This window comes from Aeromonas sp. TECH754 (genome assembly GCF_056279295.1).
Window position 1 is genome coordinate 738,393 of record NZ_JBWBRA010000001.1, and the last position, 18,351, is coordinate 756,743.

13 protein-coding genes, 1 pseudogene and 1 riboswitch are annotated in these 18,351 nt (G+C 62.3%); of the genes and pseudogenes, 9 read left to right on the forward strand and 5 right to left on the reverse strand.

Annotation, left to right across the window (positions count from 1 at the left end; all coding sequences use genetic code 11):
• The 3 genes from ACZ9IL_RS03305 (at position 1) to mgtE (ending at position 5,026) form a co-directional block, all read left to right on the forward strand.
• Complete coding sequence (locus ACZ9IL_RS03305; RefSeq protein WP_476002221.1) at positions 1-2,001, forward strand: FlgK family flagellar hook-associated protein; 2,001 nt, start codon at positions 1-3, stop codon at positions 1,999-2,001.
• A 3-nt stretch (positions 2,002-2,004) separates the two neighbouring features.
• The gene (flgL, locus tag ACZ9IL_RS03310) at positions 2,005-3,213 is read left to right on the forward strand and encodes a flagellar hook-associated protein FlgL (protein ID WP_476002222.1); all 1,209 of its coding nucleotides are present in this window, start codon (positions 2,005-2,007) and stop codon (positions 3,211-3,213) included.
• A gap of 176 nt (positions 3,214-3,389) precedes the next feature.
• A riboswitch (M-box (ykoK) riboswitch) is annotated at positions 3,390-3,559 on the forward strand.
• Between the two features lie 123 nt (positions 3,560-3,682).
• A complete protein-coding gene (gene mgtE / locus ACZ9IL_RS03315; protein ID WP_476002223.1) occupies positions 3,683-5,026 on the forward strand; it encodes a magnesium transporter in 1,344 nt (447 codons plus the stop codon).
• An 82-nt stretch (positions 5,027-5,108) separates the two neighbouring features.
• Here mgtE and ppx read toward each other — a convergent pair whose 3' ends face one another.
• From ppx to ACZ9IL_RS03330, 3 genes and pseudogenes are all read right to left on the reverse strand, one after another.
• A complete protein-coding gene (gene ppx / locus ACZ9IL_RS03320) occupies positions 5,109-6,599 on the reverse strand; it encodes an exopolyphosphatase (RefSeq protein ID WP_476002224.1) in 1,491 nt (496 codons plus the stop codon).
• Positions 6,589-8,659 (reverse strand): annotated as a pseudogene (gene ppk1, locus ACZ9IL_RS03325) (polyphosphate kinase 1). The gene ppx and the pseudogene ppk1 overlap by 11 nt, the downstream one beginning before the upstream one ends.
• A 76-nt stretch (positions 8,660-8,735) precedes the next feature.
• Positions 8,736-9,248, reverse strand: a complete 513-nt coding sequence (locus ACZ9IL_RS03330) for a glycine cleavage system transcriptional repressor (protein ID WP_476002225.1) — start codon at positions 9,246-9,248, stop codon at positions 8,736-8,738.
• A gap of 190 nt (positions 9,249-9,438) precedes the next feature.
• Here ACZ9IL_RS03330 and ACZ9IL_RS03335 point away from each other — a divergent pair, with 190 nt between their 5' ends.
• The 5 genes from ACZ9IL_RS03335 (at position 9,439) to ACZ9IL_RS03355 (ending at position 15,546) form a co-directional block, all read left to right on the forward strand.
• A complete protein-coding gene (locus tag ACZ9IL_RS03335) occupies positions 9,439-10,290 on the forward strand; it encodes a DUF2726 domain-containing protein (protein WP_476002226.1) in 852 nt (283 codons plus the stop codon).
• 261 nt (positions 10,291-10,551) lie between these two features.
• Positions 10,552-11,970 (forward strand): sigma-54 dependent transcriptional regulator, encoded by a 1,419-nt coding sequence (locus ACZ9IL_RS03340; protein ID WP_476002227.1) that lies wholly within the window; start codon positions 10,552-10,554, stop codon positions 11,968-11,970.
• A gap of 201 nt (positions 11,971-12,171) precedes the next feature.
• On the forward strand, positions 12,172-13,206 hold the full coding sequence (locus tag ACZ9IL_RS03345) for a sensor histidine kinase (protein WP_476002228.1): 1,035 nt from the start codon (positions 12,172-12,174) through the stop codon (positions 13,204-13,206).
• Positions 13,203-14,540, forward strand: a complete 1,338-nt coding sequence (locus ACZ9IL_RS03350) for a sigma-54-dependent transcriptional regulator (RefSeq protein WP_476002229.1) — start codon at positions 13,203-13,205, stop codon at positions 14,538-14,540. Before ACZ9IL_RS03345 ends, ACZ9IL_RS03350 begins: the two co-directional genes overlap by 4 nt.
• 244 nt (positions 14,541-14,784) lie before the next feature.
• Positions 14,785-15,546, forward strand: a complete 762-nt coding sequence (locus tag ACZ9IL_RS03355) for a Nif3-like dinuclear metal center hexameric protein (protein WP_476002230.1) — start codon at positions 14,785-14,787, stop codon at positions 15,544-15,546.
• A 181-nt stretch (positions 15,547-15,727) separates the two neighbouring features.
• Here ACZ9IL_RS03355 and purN read toward each other — a convergent pair whose 3' ends face one another.
• Positions 15,728-16,366, reverse strand: a complete 639-nt coding sequence (gene purN, locus ACZ9IL_RS03360; protein WP_476002231.1) for a phosphoribosylglycinamide formyltransferase — start codon at positions 16,364-16,366, stop codon at positions 15,728-15,730.
• 20 nt (positions 16,367-16,386) lie between these two features.
• The gene (gene purM / locus ACZ9IL_RS03365; RefSeq protein ID WP_476002232.1) at positions 16,387-17,424 is read right to left on the reverse strand and encodes a phosphoribosylformylglycinamidine cyclo-ligase; all 1,038 of its coding nucleotides are present in this window, start codon (positions 17,422-17,424) and stop codon (positions 16,387-16,389) included.
• 175 nt (positions 17,425-17,599) lie between these two features.
• Between purM and upp the strand changes: the two genes are divergently transcribed.
• Positions 17,600-18,226 (forward strand): uracil phosphoribosyltransferase, encoded by a 627-nt coding sequence (gene upp / locus ACZ9IL_RS03370; protein WP_043137488.1) that lies wholly within the window; start codon positions 17,600-17,602, stop codon positions 18,224-18,226.
• Positions 18,227-18,351 lie beyond the last annotated feature (125 nt).

An 18,351-nucleotide genomic window follows, 5' to 3' on the forward strand; every position in this document is an offset into this window, starting at 1 on the left:
ATGGCAAGCGATCTGCTTGGAATTGGAACCTCGGGTGTGATGGCCCAGCAGCGGCTGCTGCAGACCACCAGCAACAACATCGTCAACGTCAATAGCCAGGGCTATGTACGTGAACGCACCCTGATCTACACCAATTCCGTCGGATTGGGGACGGGGGACATGATTAGCGAGCGGGTCATCAACGCCTACGCTCAGGGGGAGGTACGCCGCGATACTTCCGCCTACAACGCCTCGAACACACGCTACAATCAACTGTTCCAGCTGGACAGCCTGCTCGGTGACACCAGCAACAGCGTGGGCACCACCATTACCTCCTACTTCAAGGCCTTCCACACCGCCAACGAGTCGCCTGCCGAGATCGGCGGGCGCAAGACCACCCTGAGCGAGCTCAACGGCATGGTGGACAGATACCACACCCTCTCGGCCCAGCTCGACAAGCAGTCCGACACCATCAATGCCACCCTCGGCGACGAGACTGACAGGGTCAACAGCCTGCTGAGCAGCATCAATGACTTGAATCAGGCCATCATTCGCACCCAGGGTTCGCCGGAAGAGAGCCTGATGCTGTTCGACCAGCGCGACGAGGCGGTCCGCCAGCTCTCCGAGAAGATGGAGATCCGCACCGTGACCCAGCCCAACGGCAGCATGCTGGTGAACATGAGCACCGGACACTCCCTGGTGCTGGACGGCGGCGTGGCCCAGTTCAAGGTGGTGGCGGGGGACCCTGACTCCCGCGAGTCGGCCCTGCAGCTCACCCTGGGATCCAACAAGGTCAACATCAATGACAAGGATATCGGGGGCGGCATCGGCGGGTTGTTCAACGCCCGCCGGGATCTGGAGCCCTCCAAGCGGGAGCTGGGGCAGCTGGCCGTCGCCATGGCCGATGCCATGAACCAGCAGAACCGGCTGGGGATGGACTTGGACAACGAGCTGGGGGGGGATCTCTTCACTCTCAAGGGGAGCCAGGGCCTCCCTTATGGCAGCAACAGCGGCAACGGCGCTGCCAGCGTGAACTTCGTGCCCGGCAAGGGGACAGAGGTGACCACCTTCGACTATGAGGTGCAGTTCAACAGTGCCACCGGCTACGAGGTGTTCTCCATCGACGGCGCCGGCAAGCGTACCTCCCTCATGACGGGCGCCACCCCGCCGGCCAAGTTCGAGGTAGCGGGGCACGGTATCGAGATAGATCTCTCCGGTACCCCGGCCGCTGGCGACAAGATACTGCTGCAACCGACCAAGCACGCAGCCGCAGGACTGGAAGCCGCCATCACCCGCCCGGAAGATATTGCGCTGGCTTCCCCTGTCAAGGCCGATAAGAACTCTCAGAACCTGGGTTCCGGCGAGATCAAGCTGAGCGGTGTTCATAATACCGGGACGGGGTCGGGCTTCGGGGCCAATGCCCTGGATCCGAGCGCCCCTCAGGTGGTCAAGATAGACAACGGCGGCAACTACGAGGTGTATGCGGCGGATGGCACCACCCTCATCGGGGTGGCGCCGGCGTCCAGCAAGGGCCAGAACCTGATGGCGGCCCTCGAGAGCCCGCTGGGGGGCCCCAAGGTCTATGCCGATCCCACCCAGACCCCGGGCTACGACTTCAGCATCACCGGCAAGGTGGAGGCCAAGGACAGCTTCACCCTGAGCTACAACAAGGATGGCTTCGCCGACAACGCCAATGGCCTCGCGCTGGCGGAGCTGCAGAACAAGACGCTGGTGCGCAAGAACAACAACGCCGCCACCAGCAACGACAAGATGACCTTCAACGATGCCTATAGCGCGCTGGTGACCGGAGTGGGCAACAAGACCAGTCAGGCCAAGACCCTGCTGCAGGCCAACGAGGCCAAGCTGACCCAGAGTACCGGCATCTACGAGAGCGTCTCCGGCGTCAACCTGGAGGAAGAGGCGGCCAACCTCATCCGCTTCCAGCAGTCCTATGCCGCCTCGGCCCAGATAGTCAGCACCGCCAAGACCATCTTCGATACCCTGTTGTCGTCCGTGAGGTAACCCATGCGCATCACCACCAACATGATCTATGACCGCAACCTCGCCACCATGAGCAAGGTCAGCGAGCGCCAGAACACGGCCTACAACCAGCTGATGTCCGGGGACAAGTTCACCCGGGCGGGGGAAGATCCCTCCGGCATGAGCCAGAAGATGGCGCTGACCAAGGAGATCGACTTGTTCAAGCAGTACAGCGTCAACGGCAGCCTGCTGGAGAACAGCCTGGGCCACGAAGATACCGTCCTGACCTCCATCAACACCGCCATGCTGAGCGCCAAGACCCTGATCCAGAAGGCGAACAGCTCGGCCATGGGGTCCGAGGAGCGCAAGGCTATCGCCAGCGAGCTGGAGGGGCTGCAACAGCAGATGTTCGACCTGATGAACAGCAAGAACTCCCAGGGGGAGTTCATCTTCGGCGGCAACCAGAGCAAGACCCAGCCCTTCGTCAAGGATGCGAGCGGCAACTACGTGTTCCAGGGGGACACCGGCCAGCGCAACATCCAGATCTCTCCCACGGTACAGATCCCGGCCAATGACTCCGGCTTCGATCTGTTCGAGATGGTGGGGACCCGGCGCACCGCCAGCGCCGCCAGCGCCAACATCAAGGTCGGAGTGGGGGATCAGGGTAATTTCGAGAGCTTCTATCGCAACCACTATGACTCGTCCCTTGCCAGCAACCAGTTCACGGTGAGCACCCTGGCGGGCCCGCCGGATACCTACGAGATCAAGGACAGCGGCGGCACTCTGGTGCAGAGCGGCGACTACAGCGCGGGCAACAAGATAGCCTTCAACGGGCTGGAGCTGACTCTGGACCTGCCGGCGGGCGGCGCGGATCAGACCTTCGCACTGGATGCACCTAAGAACGACAACGTGCTCAACGGCATGTCCGACTTCATCTCGGCCCTGCGGGATCCCACTATCTCGGCGGATGACTTCCAGCTGGCGACGGCCAATGCCACTACCCACATGGACAACGCCAGAACCAAGGTGGACAGGGGGCAGGGGGACGTGGGCAGCCGGCTCAACAGCCTGGAGCAGGTGATGAGCTCGAACGATGGCCTCAGCACCCTGAACCAGCAGGCGCGGGCCAAGGTTTCGGAGGCCGACATGTACGAGGTGATAGCGACCCTCTCCAAGGAGGATGCGGCCATGAGCGCCACCCAGCTCGCCTTCAGCAAGATAAGCAAGCTGACCCTGTTTGACTATATCCGCTGAATGAGTGCTCCCCCTGGCCCAGGCCAGGGGGAGCCTTGCCTCCCCGTCATCGTCTGTTTTCCCGCGCCTTTGCTCAATTTGTAACAACCCGTTGCCAGGAGCCCTCTTGGCTTGACTCGGGCCAGCCACTGGCCGATGATGCCGCCCGCACAGCCACTGGGCTGTGGCTATTTTTCGCAGCATCTCGTTAGGCGAGGCTCCTGCATAAACACAGGCCACTGATCTCACGACGTCCAGAGACGCCCAAGATCAGGACAGTTTTCATCGGATTAAGGTGTCAACCCAAGTGGCTTCCGGCATGCCGGATACGTTATGCAGTGCTAAAGCTGGTACGTGGGGATGAATACACGCCGGACGGCGTCATTTCCTGCCTGTTACTCGTCAATCAAATTGCTGTTTTCTTGCAAACGGCAGCCGGTATGACCGGTTGCTCTCGGGCCCGACCCGGGATCACATGAGGATATCTGTGATGAAGAAAACACACACCCTGCTCAATCGTCATCAACTGCTCGACCTGGCTGCCCTGCAAGGCTGGCTTGCCCGCAACCTGGATCCGGTGGCACGCGCCGACCAGCTGCTGACCCTGCGCCCGGAAGAGCTCAACTGTATCTTCGATACCCTGCCCATCCCTGATGGCGCCGAGCTGCTCGTCTCGTTGCCACCTGACTGCGCCGGTCGCCTGCTGCTGCGTTTGCATGCCAGCATCGTCGGCCTGTTGCAGGGCGCCATCCCCAGACGTGATCTGCTGGCCATCCTGCGCAGGCTCGATGACGGCGATCGTCACAGTCTGCTCGCCCGCTTCCCCGAACCGGCTCAATCCACCTTCCGTTCGCTGCTGGACTGGCCGAGTGAATCGGTCGGCGCCAACATGCGCCACGAGTATCTGGCCATCGACGGGCAGGAGACGGTGGGTCGCGCCAAGCAACTGATCCACGATGCCTGGGACAAGGGCCAGTTGTTTCAGGATCTGTATGTGGTGGACGGTGAGCGCCGGCTGCTCGGCAGCGTCTCCCTCAAGTCACTGCTGATAGCGGATCCCTTGCTGGCGGTGAGCGAACTGATGGCGCGGGAGACGGTGCGCATCGATGCCCGGGCGGATCAGGAGCTGGCAGCCCGCCTGCTGATCGATCGCGACATTCCGACCCTGCCGGTGGAGGCGCAGGGGCGGCTGGTGGGGGTCTTTCATGTGGACGACGCCGCCGACATCCTGGAGCGCGAGTCCACCGAGGATGCCGAGCTGCAGGGCGGCTCCTCGCCGCTCGATATCCCCTATCTGCAGGCGACCCCCTGGCAGCTGTGGCGCAAGCGAGTGGGCTGGCTGCTCATCCTGTTCGTGGCCGAAGCCTATACCGGCACCGTGCTGCGGGCGTTCGAGGAGCAGCTGGAGGCGGCCATCGCGCTGGCCTTCTTCATCCCCCTGCTGATCGGCACCGGCGGCAACAGCGGCACCCAGATCACCACCACCATAGTGCGTGCCATGGCGGTGGGGGAGGTGAGCCTGAAGAACCTCGGCACCGTCCTGAAGAAGGAGCTCTCCACCGGTCTGTTCATCTCGATGACCATAGCGGTGGCAGCCTGGATACGGGCCTGGAGCCTGGGAGTGGGCCCCGAGATCGGCATGGTGGTGACCCTGACCATAGTGGCCATCGTGCTCTGGAGTGCCACCGTCGCCTCGGTGATCCCCATGGTGCTGCGCCGCTTTCGGATCGATCCGGCGGTGGTCTCGGCCCCCTTCATCTCCACCCTGGTGGATGGCACCGGTCTCATCATCTACTTCGAGATAGCCAAGCAGATACTGCCCGACTTGCGGTAAGCGGGAAGGGAACAAGCAAAGAGGCAGCCATTGGCTGCCTCTTTGCGTTTGAGCTGGGCAAATTTTCGTTTGGCCCCAGGGATCAGCCGAGCTGGAACAACAGGGGCCAGCCCTGCTCCAGACAGTAACGGTGCTCCTTCTCCAGGTTCTGCATCAGCAACCGGTTCTCGTCGCACCAGTCGATTGGCAGGGTAACCACCAGCTGATCGCCGGCGGCCTGCACGCGCCACTCGGGCACCAGGTTATCCTGGCGGCGGTGGTGGGCCGCCACCGCGAGGCGCAGGATGCGGATGCAGCGCAGCACCGTCTGCTCGTCGTGGTTGGGCAGGGCGGGCAGTTCCGAGAGTTTGAGCCCCTTGCGCTGGAAGCGCACCAGCGCCGCCAGCAGGGCCTGATCGTCCTGGTTGAAACCGGGCAGATCGGTGTTTTGCAGGATATAGGCGGAGTGGCGATGGATGCCGCTGTAGTTGATGGCCAGACCAATCTCGTGCAGCCGCGCCGCCCAGCCGAGGATGGCGCGATAGGGCTCGATGGGCATCTGCCAGGGATCGCTGAGCAGATCGAACAGGGTCAGTACGCTCTGCTCCACTCGGCCAGCCTGGCGCTTGTCGATGCGATAGTGGGTGCTGAGCGCCAGCGCGGTGCGCTCGCGAATGTCGTGGTGCTGCAGTCGCTCCTCGAACTCGTACAGCAGCCCTTCGCGCAGGGCACCGTCAGAGTACTCCATCCGCTCGATGGGCAGGGAGGTGAAGAGGCCGAGCAGGATGGCGACCGCCGCGGCGAAGACCCCCTGGCGCTCCTCGGTCAGACCGGCGAGCTTGAGCTGCTCGACCCTCTTGTGCTTGAGCATCTCCTCTTTCAGCCGCTCCAGCCCCACCAGGGTGATGCTGCCGTCGGTCCACTCTTCCCCCTGCAGCACATCCCGCACGGTGCGAATGGAGCCAGAGCTGCCGAGGCAGCTCTGCCAGCCGAGCTTGCGGTACTGGTTGACGATGGGGGCGAGCTGATGTTGCGCCTCCAGCACGGCGTTGTTGAAGGCTTTCTCGCTCAGCTTGCCGTTGGCAAAGAAGCTCTGGGTGAAGCTGACACAGCCCATCTTGCGGCTGGTGAGGGCCTTGCTGTCGAACCCCTCGCCGATGATGAGCTCGGTGCTGCCGCCGCCGATGTCCACCACCAGCACCTGGCCTTCCACGTGCTGGGTGTGAGCCACCCCCTGATAGATGAGACGGGCCTCTTCCTGGCCGCTGATGATCTCGATGGGGTGGTTCAGTACCTTGGCCGCCTCGCGCACGAAGTCGCCGGCATTGCTGGCGCGGCGCAGGGTGTAGGTGCCGGCGATGCGGATCTGATCCGGCTTGATGTTGGTCAGTCGCTCGGCGAACAGGGTGAGGCAGTCGAGGCCCCGGCTCCTGGCCTCATCCGACATGCGGCGTTGCTCATCCATCCCTTCCGCCAGTCGAACCCGCTCCTTGAGCCTGTCGATGATCTGCATCCGTCCCTCGGTGAGACGGGCGATGACCATGTGAAAGCTGTTCGAGCCCAGATCGACAGCGGCGTACAGACTATTGTCCATGGTTTGACTCTATGCGTTTGAGGTAGTCGTAAATCGCAACCTGAGAACGCACCTTGCGGCGGTTGCCCCGCTTCACGTACTCGTTGCTCTGGTCTGCATCGATGACCCTTGCCTTGCAGGTATCGCTCAGCTGCAACTGGAGAATATCCAGGATGCGCTGCTTCAGGCGCTCGTCGTAGATGGGGGTGCCCACCTCGATCCGGCCGTCGATGTTGCGGCTCATCCAGTCGGCGCTGGAGATGAACAGCTGGGGGTTGCCCCTGTTGTGGAACACCATGACCCGCGGGTGCTCGAGGAAGCGGTCGATGATGCTGATGATCTGGATGTTTTCGCTCAGACCCGGCACGCCGGGACGCAGGGCGCACATGCCGCGGATGATCATCTGGATCGGCACCCCGGCCTGGCCGGCGGCGTAGAGCCGGTTGATGAGGTCCTTGTCCACCAGGTTGTTGATCTTGAGGGTGATGCCGCTCGGCTGACCCGCCTTGGCGTTGGCCAGCTCGGCGTCGATGAGGCGATAGAGCTGGCGGCGGCTGTTGATGGGGGAGACCAGCAGGTGGTTGAACTTGTAGCGCCGGTAGGGATATTCGATGTATTCGAACACCCCTTCCACCTCGGCGGTGATGTCCGGGTGGCGGGTCAGCAGGGAGAAGTCGGTGTAGATCTTGGCGGTCTTCTCGTTGAAGTTGCCGGTGCCGATGTGGGCGTAGCGCACCGCCTCGCCATGCTCGTGGCGGGTGATGAGGCAGAGCTTGGAGTGGATCTTGAGGCTCGGTACCCCGAACACCACCTTGACCCCCGCATCGGTCAGGATGTTGGCCCAGTCGATGTTGGCCGCCTCGTCGAAACGGGCCCGCAGCTCGACCACCACGGTTACCTTCTTGCCGTTGTTGGCGGCGTCGATGAGGGAGTGGATGATGCGAGACTTCTTGGCGACCCGGTAGATATTGATGCGGATGGCGCTCACCGCCGGATCAAACGCTGCCTGGCGCACCAGTTCCGTGAAATGGTGGAACTTGTGATAGGGGTAATAGAGCAGAATATCCTGCTTGGTGATGGCGTCGAAGGCGTTGACGAAACCGTCGAAGTCGCGGCAATCGAGGGCCGGCAGCTTGGGGTTTTCCAGATAGTCCCGGCCCACGTTGGGGAAGCCGATGAAATCCTTGAAGTTGTGGTAACGACCGCCGGGCATGATGGCGTCGTAGGAGCTGATCTGCAGCTTGAGCTTGAGGAAGCTTATCATGGCGGCGGGCATCTCCCGCTCGTAGACGAAGCGCACCGGCATGGCGGTGAGGCGCTGCTTCAAGCCGTCACTCATCTTGTCCAGCAGGCTCAGATCGAGCTGATCGGAGAGACCGTACTCCGCATCCCGGGTCAGCTTCACCGCATAGGCGGCTATCTCGTCGTAGTCGAAGAAGCCCTTGAAGATCTCGTCGAGACAGAAGCGGATGACGTTATCCAGGATGATGATCTGCTTCTTGCGGCGAGTGCCCTCCGGCGGCAGCTGGAAGAACGCGGGGCAGATCGTCGGTCGGCACCTCCACCAGGGCGTACTGGATCACCTGGCCTCCCTTCTTCATCTCGATGGCGAGATAGGTGTGCTCGTCCTTGAGGAACTTGACCGGGTTGACCTCCTTGTTGAGCAGGATGGGAATGATGTGACGCAGCACCTTCTCCCGGAAGAAGACCCGCAGCCACTGCTGGATGGATTCGGAGATCTGGCTCTCGTTGACCAGGAAGATGTTGTGACGGGCGAGGGCGATCAACAGCTCCTTGTAGGTGTTGTCGAACGCCTCGCCAAGCGTCATCACCTTCTGCTGGATGGCGCGCAGCAATACCTTGGCATCGTCGTCGCCGCCGTGTACCTCGTTGATGAGGATGCGGCGCTTGACGTCCGAGACCCGTACCTTGAAGAACTCGTCCTGGTTGGAGGAGAAGATCCCGAGGAAGCGGACCCGCTCGATGAGGGGGACCGTCTTGTCCATCGCCTCTTGCAACACCCGTTCATTGAATGAGAGCCAACTCAGCTCTTTCTCTTCATACAGCTTGTCGGTGCTCATGTGGTGCCTCTGTGATCAGGTTGCGTCTGCGCGGCAGTTATGGCGTCAAACCATGACAATTTTATGACGATTGGCACTATTCGGTCAGGTCTTGATCGATGTCGACCACCAGGTCATCGGAGAGGGACTCCAGCGCCGCGACGAGATCGTCCTGCTCGAGCTGGGGAGGCAAGGCGACCAGGGCGTGGGCATAGAACAGCGGGGCTCCCGAGTGGGGCGCGGGCTCGCAGCCGGTGGTGAGATCGGCCACGTTGATGTTGAGCTGACGCAGGATGCTGGCCACCTCGTGCACTATGCCGGGCCTGTCGTTGCCGGTGACGGTCAGCATCATCTGGCGTGCGGGCTCCTGGCTGAGCTGGCCCTCGGCAAAGCTCACGGTCAGGCCCGGCAGCATCACCAGTGCCTCGCACAGGCTGCGGTAGTGTTCATCGGGCACGGTCACGTGCAGGATGCCGGCAAATTGCCCCGCCAGCTCGCTCATGGAGCTGGCCAGCCAGTTGCCCTGCTGCTGGGTGATGACATCCGCCAGACTCTCGACGATGCCGGGTTTGTCTGCTCCGATGACGGTGACGACCAATTGCTTTTGCATCCTGCTCTCCTTGGAATTGGGTTTCTGTAGCATTGTGCCTGCTGTGACAGGCCATATGAAGCCCCGCCTCGCGCAATTTTAGTGAAAAAGCGCCGCGACCAGAGGGGCTCGCCATTTCTGCGCTGCCTGACCGTGGCCCCCGTGGTAGAGTGATGCCCCTTCTCTGTTTTGTGAACTGGATAGTGCGCTCATGAATACCCTGGTCGTATCGGGATTGGTGTTATTGGTACTGCTCCTGCTGGTGATTGTCTGGAGCAGAGGCAAGCAAGGCAAGGCGTCGCCCTATGATCTGCAGGAGACTCTGTTCAGTCCGGCCGAGCGCTCCTTCCTCGGCGTGCTGGATCTGGCGGTCGGTGGCAAGGCGCGGGTCTTCGCCAAGGTGCGGGTCGCCGACGTGCTGACCCCACAAGCCCGCATGGGCAAGAGCAAGTGGCAGCAGGCATTCAACAAGATCAGTGCCAAGCACTTCGATTATCTGCTCTGCCACCCGGCGGATTTCTCCTTCCTCTGCGCTATCGAGCTCGATGACAGCTCCCACCGCCAGCAGAAACGCAAGGCACGGGATCTGTTCCTGAAAGCGGCCTGTGACGGTGCGGGTCTGCCCCTGCTGCAGATCCCGGCCAGCAGCCACTATCGGGTCGAGGAGCTGCGCGAGCAGTTGCTGCCACTGCTGAGCAAGACCTCTGCCCAGGTTGAAGACCTGCTGCCTGGGGAGCGCCGCGAGCCCACCTTCAACCCGCTGCTGCTCGATGGTGTGGACTTGAGCGACCCCCGCCATCATGGTGGCCCTGCGCCTGTGGCATCGGTGCCGCCAGCCGGCAAGCCGGTGCTCGCCGAGCCGGATCCCGAGCTGGTGGACAACCTGTTTGGTAGCCCGGACGAGGAGGACCAGCCTGCGGTTCTGCCTCACTGCCCTCGCTGTGATGCCCCCCTGGTGGAGCGGGAAGCCAAGAAGGGCCCCCATGTCGGTCGTCTGTTCCTGGCCTGCAGTCGCTTCCCCCAGTGCCGTTACGCGGCACCCCACGGTCAGTTCAAACACTGAGTCCGCCTCTGGCTCCGGTTGCAACCGGAGCCATTCTCTCCTACGTTTTTCTCTCTGCTCTGGTGGTTTTTCCACTTTCCGCAGACGACAAAAATGGGCTGATTGTGATCCCTCTCTCGGCAAGATGGCACCGGGTGCGACATTTTTTGACAATCCGCCAGAATTTTGGCACTTTGTGCCCCTCATTCAACGTGCGTGGCTATCTTAATAAGCACGAAAAAACAATAACTTGGCATCAGGTGTAGATAAAGGATGGATAGGATGGCGATGGAGGTATTGATTGTCGATGCCGATGAACAGCGGCGCCAGCAGCTGGGAACAGTGCTTTCGTTCATGGGGATCCCCTGGCAAGAGGTAGCGGAGCCCGAGCTCGATGTGGCCATCGAATCGTCCGGCCCGCTGCAAGGGATCCTGACGGGCGAGTTGCAGGAGCGCCCCCTCGGCGAGCTGCTCGGCGCCTTTCCCCGCATCCCGTTCCTCTCCCTGATTGAGGCCAGTCACCCCAACAGCAACTTCATCGGCGGCAGCGATGAGCCCTTCACCTATGAGTCGTTGACCCGTCACCTGCATTTCTGCCAGGCCTTCATCTCCCTGCACCCGCGCCAGCAACTGCACGACAAGGGCCAGGCCTTGTTGCGGCTGCTGGTGGGCAAGGGCAGGGGCATTCAGGAGGTGCGTCGCCTCATCGGCCAGGTCGCGGAAACCGACGCCAACGTGCTGATCCTCGGCGAATCCGGGACCGGCAAGGAGGTGGTGGCCCGCGCCATCCACGAACTCTCTTCCCGCAGCAGCGGCCCCTTCGTGCCCATCAACTGCGGCGCCATTCCGGCTGAGCTCCTGGAGAGCGAGCTGTTCGGCCACGAGAAGGGTGCCTTCACCGGCGCCATCGCCGCCCGCCGCGGCCGCTTCGAGCTGGCCCAGGGCGGCACCCTGTTCCTCGATGAGATAGGCGACATGCCGCTACCGATGCAGGTCAAGTTGCTGCGGGTGCTGCAGGAGCGCCTGTTCGACAGAGTGGGCGGTGGCAAGCCGGTACAGGCGGACGTGCGCGTCATCGCCGCGACCCACCGGGATCTGGAGGCGATGATCCGCACCCAGCTGTTCCGCGAGGATCTCTACTATCGGCTCAATGTCTTCCCCATCGAGACGCCGCCCCTGCGCGAGCGCGCCGACGACATCCCCTTGCTGCTGCAGGAACTGCTCAATCGCCATGCCGAGCAGCACAGGGGGATCATCCGCCTGACCCAGCGCGCCATGGAATCCATCATGCAGTACCCCTGGCCCGGCAACGTGCGCGAGCTGTCGAACCTCATCGAGCGATTGTTGATCCTCTACCCGAACCAGATCGTCGATGTGGTGGACTTGCCGAGCCGCTATCGCCTGCTGCCCTGCGAGCCTCGTGATGAGCGGCTCACCGAGATGGACGAGCGCGATGCCCTGGCCGCCGTGTTTCAGACGCCGCTCGAGCCGGAGCCGAGCAGTGGTCTCTCGCTCCCCATGCAGCTGCCGCAGGAGGGGGTCAACCTCAAGGAGATGCTGGCCGATCTCGAGGTGGAGTTGATCCGCCAGGCCCTGGAGTCCCAGGAAGGGGTGGTGGCCCGCGCCGCCGACCTGCTCAGCATGCGTCGCACCACCCTGGTGGAGAAGATGAAGAAGTACGGTATGAGCAAGGACGTCTGAGTCGCGGCTCATCATCTGGCTGCGAGACCCAGGGCAAGGGCATCAAGTTCTTGCTCTGGCCTAGGCCTCTCGCACCGAGCCTAAACAGATGCCGAGGTCAATGCTTTGACACTTGATGTCTAATGTATTGATTTATATCTGATATTTTACTGGCATGGAAATTGAATAACCTGATCCCAAACCCAGTTTGAGGTCAGGTTTATGACAATCGCCCAGCAGGACAACCCGCTCCAGTCTCACGAGGTGAGCCAGCTTTACGCCATCTTCCAGGCACTGCCGACCGGCGTACTGCTGCTCGATGGGGAAGGTCGGATCACCCGCGCCAACCCGGCCGCACGCGCCCTGTTGGGAGAACCCCTGCCGGGCCTGCTCTGGCGCCAGATCATCGACCGCTGTTTCGAGCCCCGCGAGGATGACGGTCACGAGATCTCTTTGCGCGACGGGCGCCGGGTCCAGCTCTCGACCCAACCGCTGCAAGATCAACCCGGCCAACTGGTGTTTATCACCGATCTCACCGAGACCCGTCAGTTGCAGGACAGGGTCAACCACATGAAGCGGTTGTCGGCCCTTGGCAACATGGCCGCCTCCCTGGCCCACCAGATCCGTACCCCGCTCTCCGCCGCCATGCTCTATGCGGCCAACCTCGCGAATCGCACCCTCAAGCCCGAATCCCGCAGCCAGTTCCAGCAAAAGCTGATGGCGAGGCTGCAAGACCTGGAAAAACAGATCAACGACATCCTGCTGTTCGCCCGCAACGGCGACAACCAGGTGGTGACGCCGACCTCGGTTCAAGAGTTGTTGGCCCAGGTGCAGGCCGGCGCCGAGGTGTTCTGCCAGCAACAGGGCTGCGCGCTGCATATGGAGGCACCGGAGCCGGATCTCTGGCTGCTCGCCAACAGCAACGCGCTGGCTGGCGCCATCAACAACCTGATCGCCAACGCCCAGCAGGCCGGCGCCACGTCACTGCTGGTGAGCGCGGTGCGCAGCGGTAGCCGGGTGGAGCTGCGCATCCTCGACAACGGCAAGGGGATGCCGGCCCAGCTGCTCAGCCAGATCTTCGAACCCTTCTTCACCACCCGCTCCCAGGGCACCGGCCTTGGGCTGGCGGTGGTGCAATCCGTGGTACGTGCCCATCAGGGGGAGGTCGGCGTGGCCTCGGTGCCTGGCGAGGGTACCTGCTTTACCCTGTCGTTCCCCTTGCATCAGCAACAGCTGCAACTCGGAGGTGTAGCATGACCCAGGTCCGTATTCTGGTAGTGGAAGATGACAACGGCCTGCGCGAGGCGCTGGTGGATACTCTGCTGCTCGGCGGCTACGAATGCCGTGAAGCCGACAGTGGTGAACGGGCGCTACTCTCCCTGTCGCGCCAGCGCTTCGACATGGTCATCTCGGACATTCAGATGGGGGGCATGGACGGCCTGACCCTGCTGGCCAACATCCGCCAGCAATACCCCCAGATACCGGTGTTGCTGATGACGGCCCATGCCAACATCGATGGCGCCGTGCGGGCCATGCGGGAGGGGGCCATCGATTACCTCGCCAAGCCCTTCTCCCCCGAGGTGCTGCTCAATCAGGTCAGCCGCTACGTACCGGCCCAGAAGGTGGAGAAGCGGGCCGTGGTGTTCGGGGATCCCAAGACCGCCGAGCTGTTCCAGCTGGCGACCCGGGTGGCCAGAAGCGAGGCCACCGTCATGGTGACCGGCCCGAGCGGCACCGGCAAAGAGGTGCTGGCTCGCTATATTCACGACAACTCCAGCCGCGCCGAGCAGATCTTCGTCGCCATCAACTGCGCCGCCATTCCGGAGAACATGCTGGAGGCGACCCTGTTTGGTTACGAGAAGGGAGCCTTCACCGGCGCCGTGCAGGGTTGCCCCGGCAAGTTCGAGCAGGCCCAGGGCGGCACCCTGCTGCTGGACGAGATCACCGAGATGGACTTGGGCCTGCAGGCCAAGCTGTTGCGGGTATTGCAGGAGAAAGAGGTGGAGCGGCTCGGCAGTCGCAAGCTGATCCCCCTCGATGTTCGGGTCATCGCCACCAGCAACCGCGATCTCAAGAAGGCGGTGCAGGACGGCCTGTTCCGCGAGGATCTCTATTACCGTCTCAATGTCTTCCCGCTGCGCTGGAGTTCGCTCTGGGAGCGGCCCGGCGACATATTGCCGCTGGCGGAGCACCTGCTGGCGCTGCATGCCAGCCAGATGGGCTTGCCCACGCCGCAGCTGATGGACGATGCCCGTGCACGCTTGCTGGCCCACCCCTGGCCCGGCAACGTGCGGGAGCTCGACAACGTGGTGCAGCGCGCCCTGATCCTGAGCCCGGACGGGGTGATTGGTTCTGCCCAGCTGATCCTGGAGGAGACGGACGAGGCGCTGGTGCGCCCGCTCGAGCGCCTGGCGGGGGGGGATGGGCTCGGCAGCGAGCTCAAGTTGCAGGAGCACCAGATCATTCTCGACACCCTGCAGGAGTGCAACGGCAGCCGCAAGGCGGTCGCCGACCGGCTCGGCATCAGCCCGCGCACCCTGCGCTACAAGCTGGCCCAGATGCGGGAGGCGGGCATCGAGCTGTCCGCCTGAAATCTGCTCATGTGCTTGCTGCTACGCCATGATCAAGGCTCATGCGCTGCTCGGAATCCTCACTTATATGTATAAGCTCCGGTTTCTGTGCGGCGCGTCACCTTCCTGATGGCCTCTCGTGACAGCACCCGAACCGATTTCCAGTCTCATGGCCTTGGCGGCCCGGCTCGATTATCATGGACTCCTGACGATTTGAACCCAGGACCCTGGCTGTTGACGGGGTCTGATTGTGTTAGGGGACCCTATGATCTCTCATCGAAAACTGGAAACCGTGCTCAACCACCTGCTCGAACCCCATGCCATCAAGGACTATTGTCCCAATGGCCTGCAGGTGGAAGGGCGTGAGCGTATTCGCCACGTGGTCACCGGCGTCACCGCCAGCCAGGCGCTGATCGATGCGGCGGTGGCCGTCAATGCCGACGCCATCCTGGTCCATCACGGTTACTTCTGGAGCGGGGAACCGGCCCAGATCACCGGCATGAAGCAGCGTCGCCTCAAGACCCTGCTGACCCACGACATCAACCTGTTTGCCTATCACCTGCCGCTCGACGTGCACCCCGAGGTGGGCAACAACGCTCAGCTCGCCAAGTTGCTCGGCATCAAGGTGCGCCGCGGGCTGGAGCCCTGGAACAGCAAGAGCGTGGCTATGGTGGGCAAACTGGAAGTGCCCATGAGCGGGCCGGACTTTGCGGCACTCATCGCCGAGCGCCTCGGTCGAACGCCACTGTACAGCGGTGACACGGGGCCCGAGTTTATCCGCTCCGTGGCCTGGTGCACCGGCGGTGGCCAGAGCTACATCAATCAGGCGGCGGAGCAGGGCATCGACGCCTTCATCTCCGGCGAAGCCTCGGAGCAGACCATCCACACCGCTCGCGAGATGGGCATGCACTTCTACGCAGCGGGCCACCACGCCACCGAGCGCTATGGCATCAAGGCGCTGGGGGAGTGGCTGGCCACGGTGCACGGGCTGGAGGTGACCTTTATCGACATCGATAATCCGGTGTAAACCCGTCCACGAGCTTGCTGCGAAGCCGTGATCAAGGCTCATGTGCTGCTCTTCACCTTGCTGACGGCTTCTCGCGACAGCGCGTGAACCGGTTTAAGTCCTGTGCCGGCCATGGCTGCTGTACTGCAAAAGACAAAAAAGGGAGGCCAGAGGCCTCCCTTTTCACATCTCGGTGTTTCCGCTACTCGCTGGCATAACCCGCCGGGCCGAGCACGGCGCCATCCAGCAGGGCCGCGCCCTCCTGCATCTGCAGCCTCCCCTGGCAGAACCACTGCACCACCAGGGGGTAGATGCTGTGCTCCTGGGCCTGCACCCTGGCCGCCACGTCATCGGCGTCATCGCCCTCGAAGATGGGCACCCGGGCCTGCAGGATCACCGGGCCACCGTCGAGCTCCTCGGTGACGAAGTGGACGCTGGCACCGTGCTCGCTGTCACCGGCGTCGATGGCGCGTTGGTGAGTGTGCAAGCCCTGGTATTTCGGCAGCAGGGAGGGATGGATATTGATCATCTTCCCTGCGAAGTGGCGTACCAGAGGTGCGCTCAAGATCCGCATAAAGCCGGCAAGCACCACCAGATCCGGCCGGTACTCCTGCATCAGCGCCTGCAGGGCGAGATCGTAATCTTCCCGACGGGCAAACTGCTGCTGGGCCAGGATGGAGGTTGCCACCCCGGCTTCCTGGGCGCGCACCAGCCCATAGGCATCGGCCTTGTTGCTGATGACGCCGACCACTTCGCCCGCTATCTTGCCGCTGGCGCAGTCGTCGAGGATGACCTGCAGGTTGCTGCCGCTGCCGGAGATGAGGACCAGGATGCGTGTCATTGGGCTCTTCATTCGGTCATTCATTGAATGACGACCTGCTCCTCGCCATCTGCCGCCTTGGCGATGTGGCCGATATGCCATGCATTTTCGCCTTCGGCCTTGAGCAGGGTCAGGGCTTTTTCCAGCTGGGAGGCGGGCAGGGCGATGATCATGCCGACGCCGCAGTTGAAGGTGCGATACATCTCGTGGCGGGTGACATTGCCTGCGTCTTGCAGCCAGCTGAACACCGCCGGCCACTGCCAGCTCTGCTCGTCGATCACCGCCTGGGTGTTGGCGGGCAAGACGCGCGGGATGTTTTCCCAGAAACCGCCGCCGGTGATATGGGACAGGGCGTGGATCTCGCACTCCTTGATGAGCTTGAGCACGGGTTTGACGTAGATGCGAGTCGGCTCCAGCAGGGCATTGGCCAGGGTGGTCTCACCCAGCGGCTGATGCACGTCGGCCTTGGAGACTTCCAGGATCTTGCGCACCAGGGAGAAGCCGTTGGAGTGGGGGCCGCTGGCGGCCAGGGCGATCAGGGCATCCCCGTCACCGACCTTGCTGCCGTCGATGATCTCGCTCTTCTCCACCACACCGACGCAGAAACCGGCGATGTCGTAATCTTCCCCTTCATACATGCCCGGCATCTCGGCGGTTTCGCCGCCCACCAGGGCGCAGCCGGATTGCTCACAGCCCACGCCAATCCCGGTGACCACGGCGGCGGCGGTGTCCACATCCAGCTTGCCGGTGGCGTAGTAGTCGAGGAAGAACAGCGGCTCGGCGCCTTGCACTATCAGGTCGTTGACGCACATGGCCACCAGATCGATGCCCACGGTGTCGTGCTTCTTCAAGTCGATGGCCAGACGCAGCTTGGTGCCCACCCCGTCAGTACCGGAGACCAGCACCGGCTCCTTGTAGCCCGCAGGGATTTGACACAGGGCCCCAAAGCCGCCAAGACCACCAAGGACTTCGGGACGACGAGTACGTTTTGACACGCCTTTGATACGTTCAACCAGTGCATTGCCGGCATCGATATCTACGCCAGCATCCTTGTAGCTCAGTGAGGTTTTGTCAGTCACGCGTATTCCCCGTCATATAAAGAAGTGGAGGGTAAAATTCGGGGCGTATTCTACCAGTGGGCGGGTAAAAGCAGAAAGGAAATCGTTTGCGCGTTTTTGCGTGGAAAAGCTCTACAAGCCGTGGCTTTTATTGTATGATTCCGCGATTTTTTGGCGCCGGTTAGAGGAGATAATAATGAAAGTCGTTGAAGTCAAACACCCCCTGGTCAAACACAAGATCGGGCTGATGCGTGAAGGCGATATCAGCACCAAGCGTTTCCGTGAACTGGCCAAAGAAGTGGGCAGTTTGTTGACCTACGAAGCGACCTCTGACTTCGAAACCGAGAAAGTTACCATCGATGGCTGGAACGGGCCAGTGGAAGTTGACCAGATCAAGGGCAAGAAGGTCACCGTCGTGCCCATCCTGCGTGCCGGTCTGGGCATGATGGATGGCGTGCTGGAGCACATGCCGAGCGCGCGCGTCAGCGTGGTCGGTATCTACCGCGATGAGGAGACCCTGCAACCGGTTCCTTACTTCGAGAAGATCGTCAGCAACATCGAGGAGCGCCTGGCGCTGGTCATCGATCCCATGCTGGCCACCGGTGGCTCCATGATCGCCACCATCGATCTGCTCAAGAAGAAGGGCTGCCAGTCCATCAAGGTGCTGGTGCTGGTCGCCGCCCCCGAAGGCATCAAGGCGCTGGAAGCCGCTCACCCCGACGTGGAGCTCTACTGTGCCTCCGTCGACAAGGGCCTGAACGAGAAGGGCTACATAGTCCCGGGTCTGGGCGATGCCGGCGACAAGATCTTCGGCACCAAGTAAGTTTTGCCCTCATCCGCGTGAAGCCGGCCTTGTGCCGGCTTCACGCTTTTGAAAGCTCGGCCGGATAGTCGTCTTGCTGGGAGGCGCGCCTTGCCGCTACCATAAGCCCATCTCCCATTTCGAGA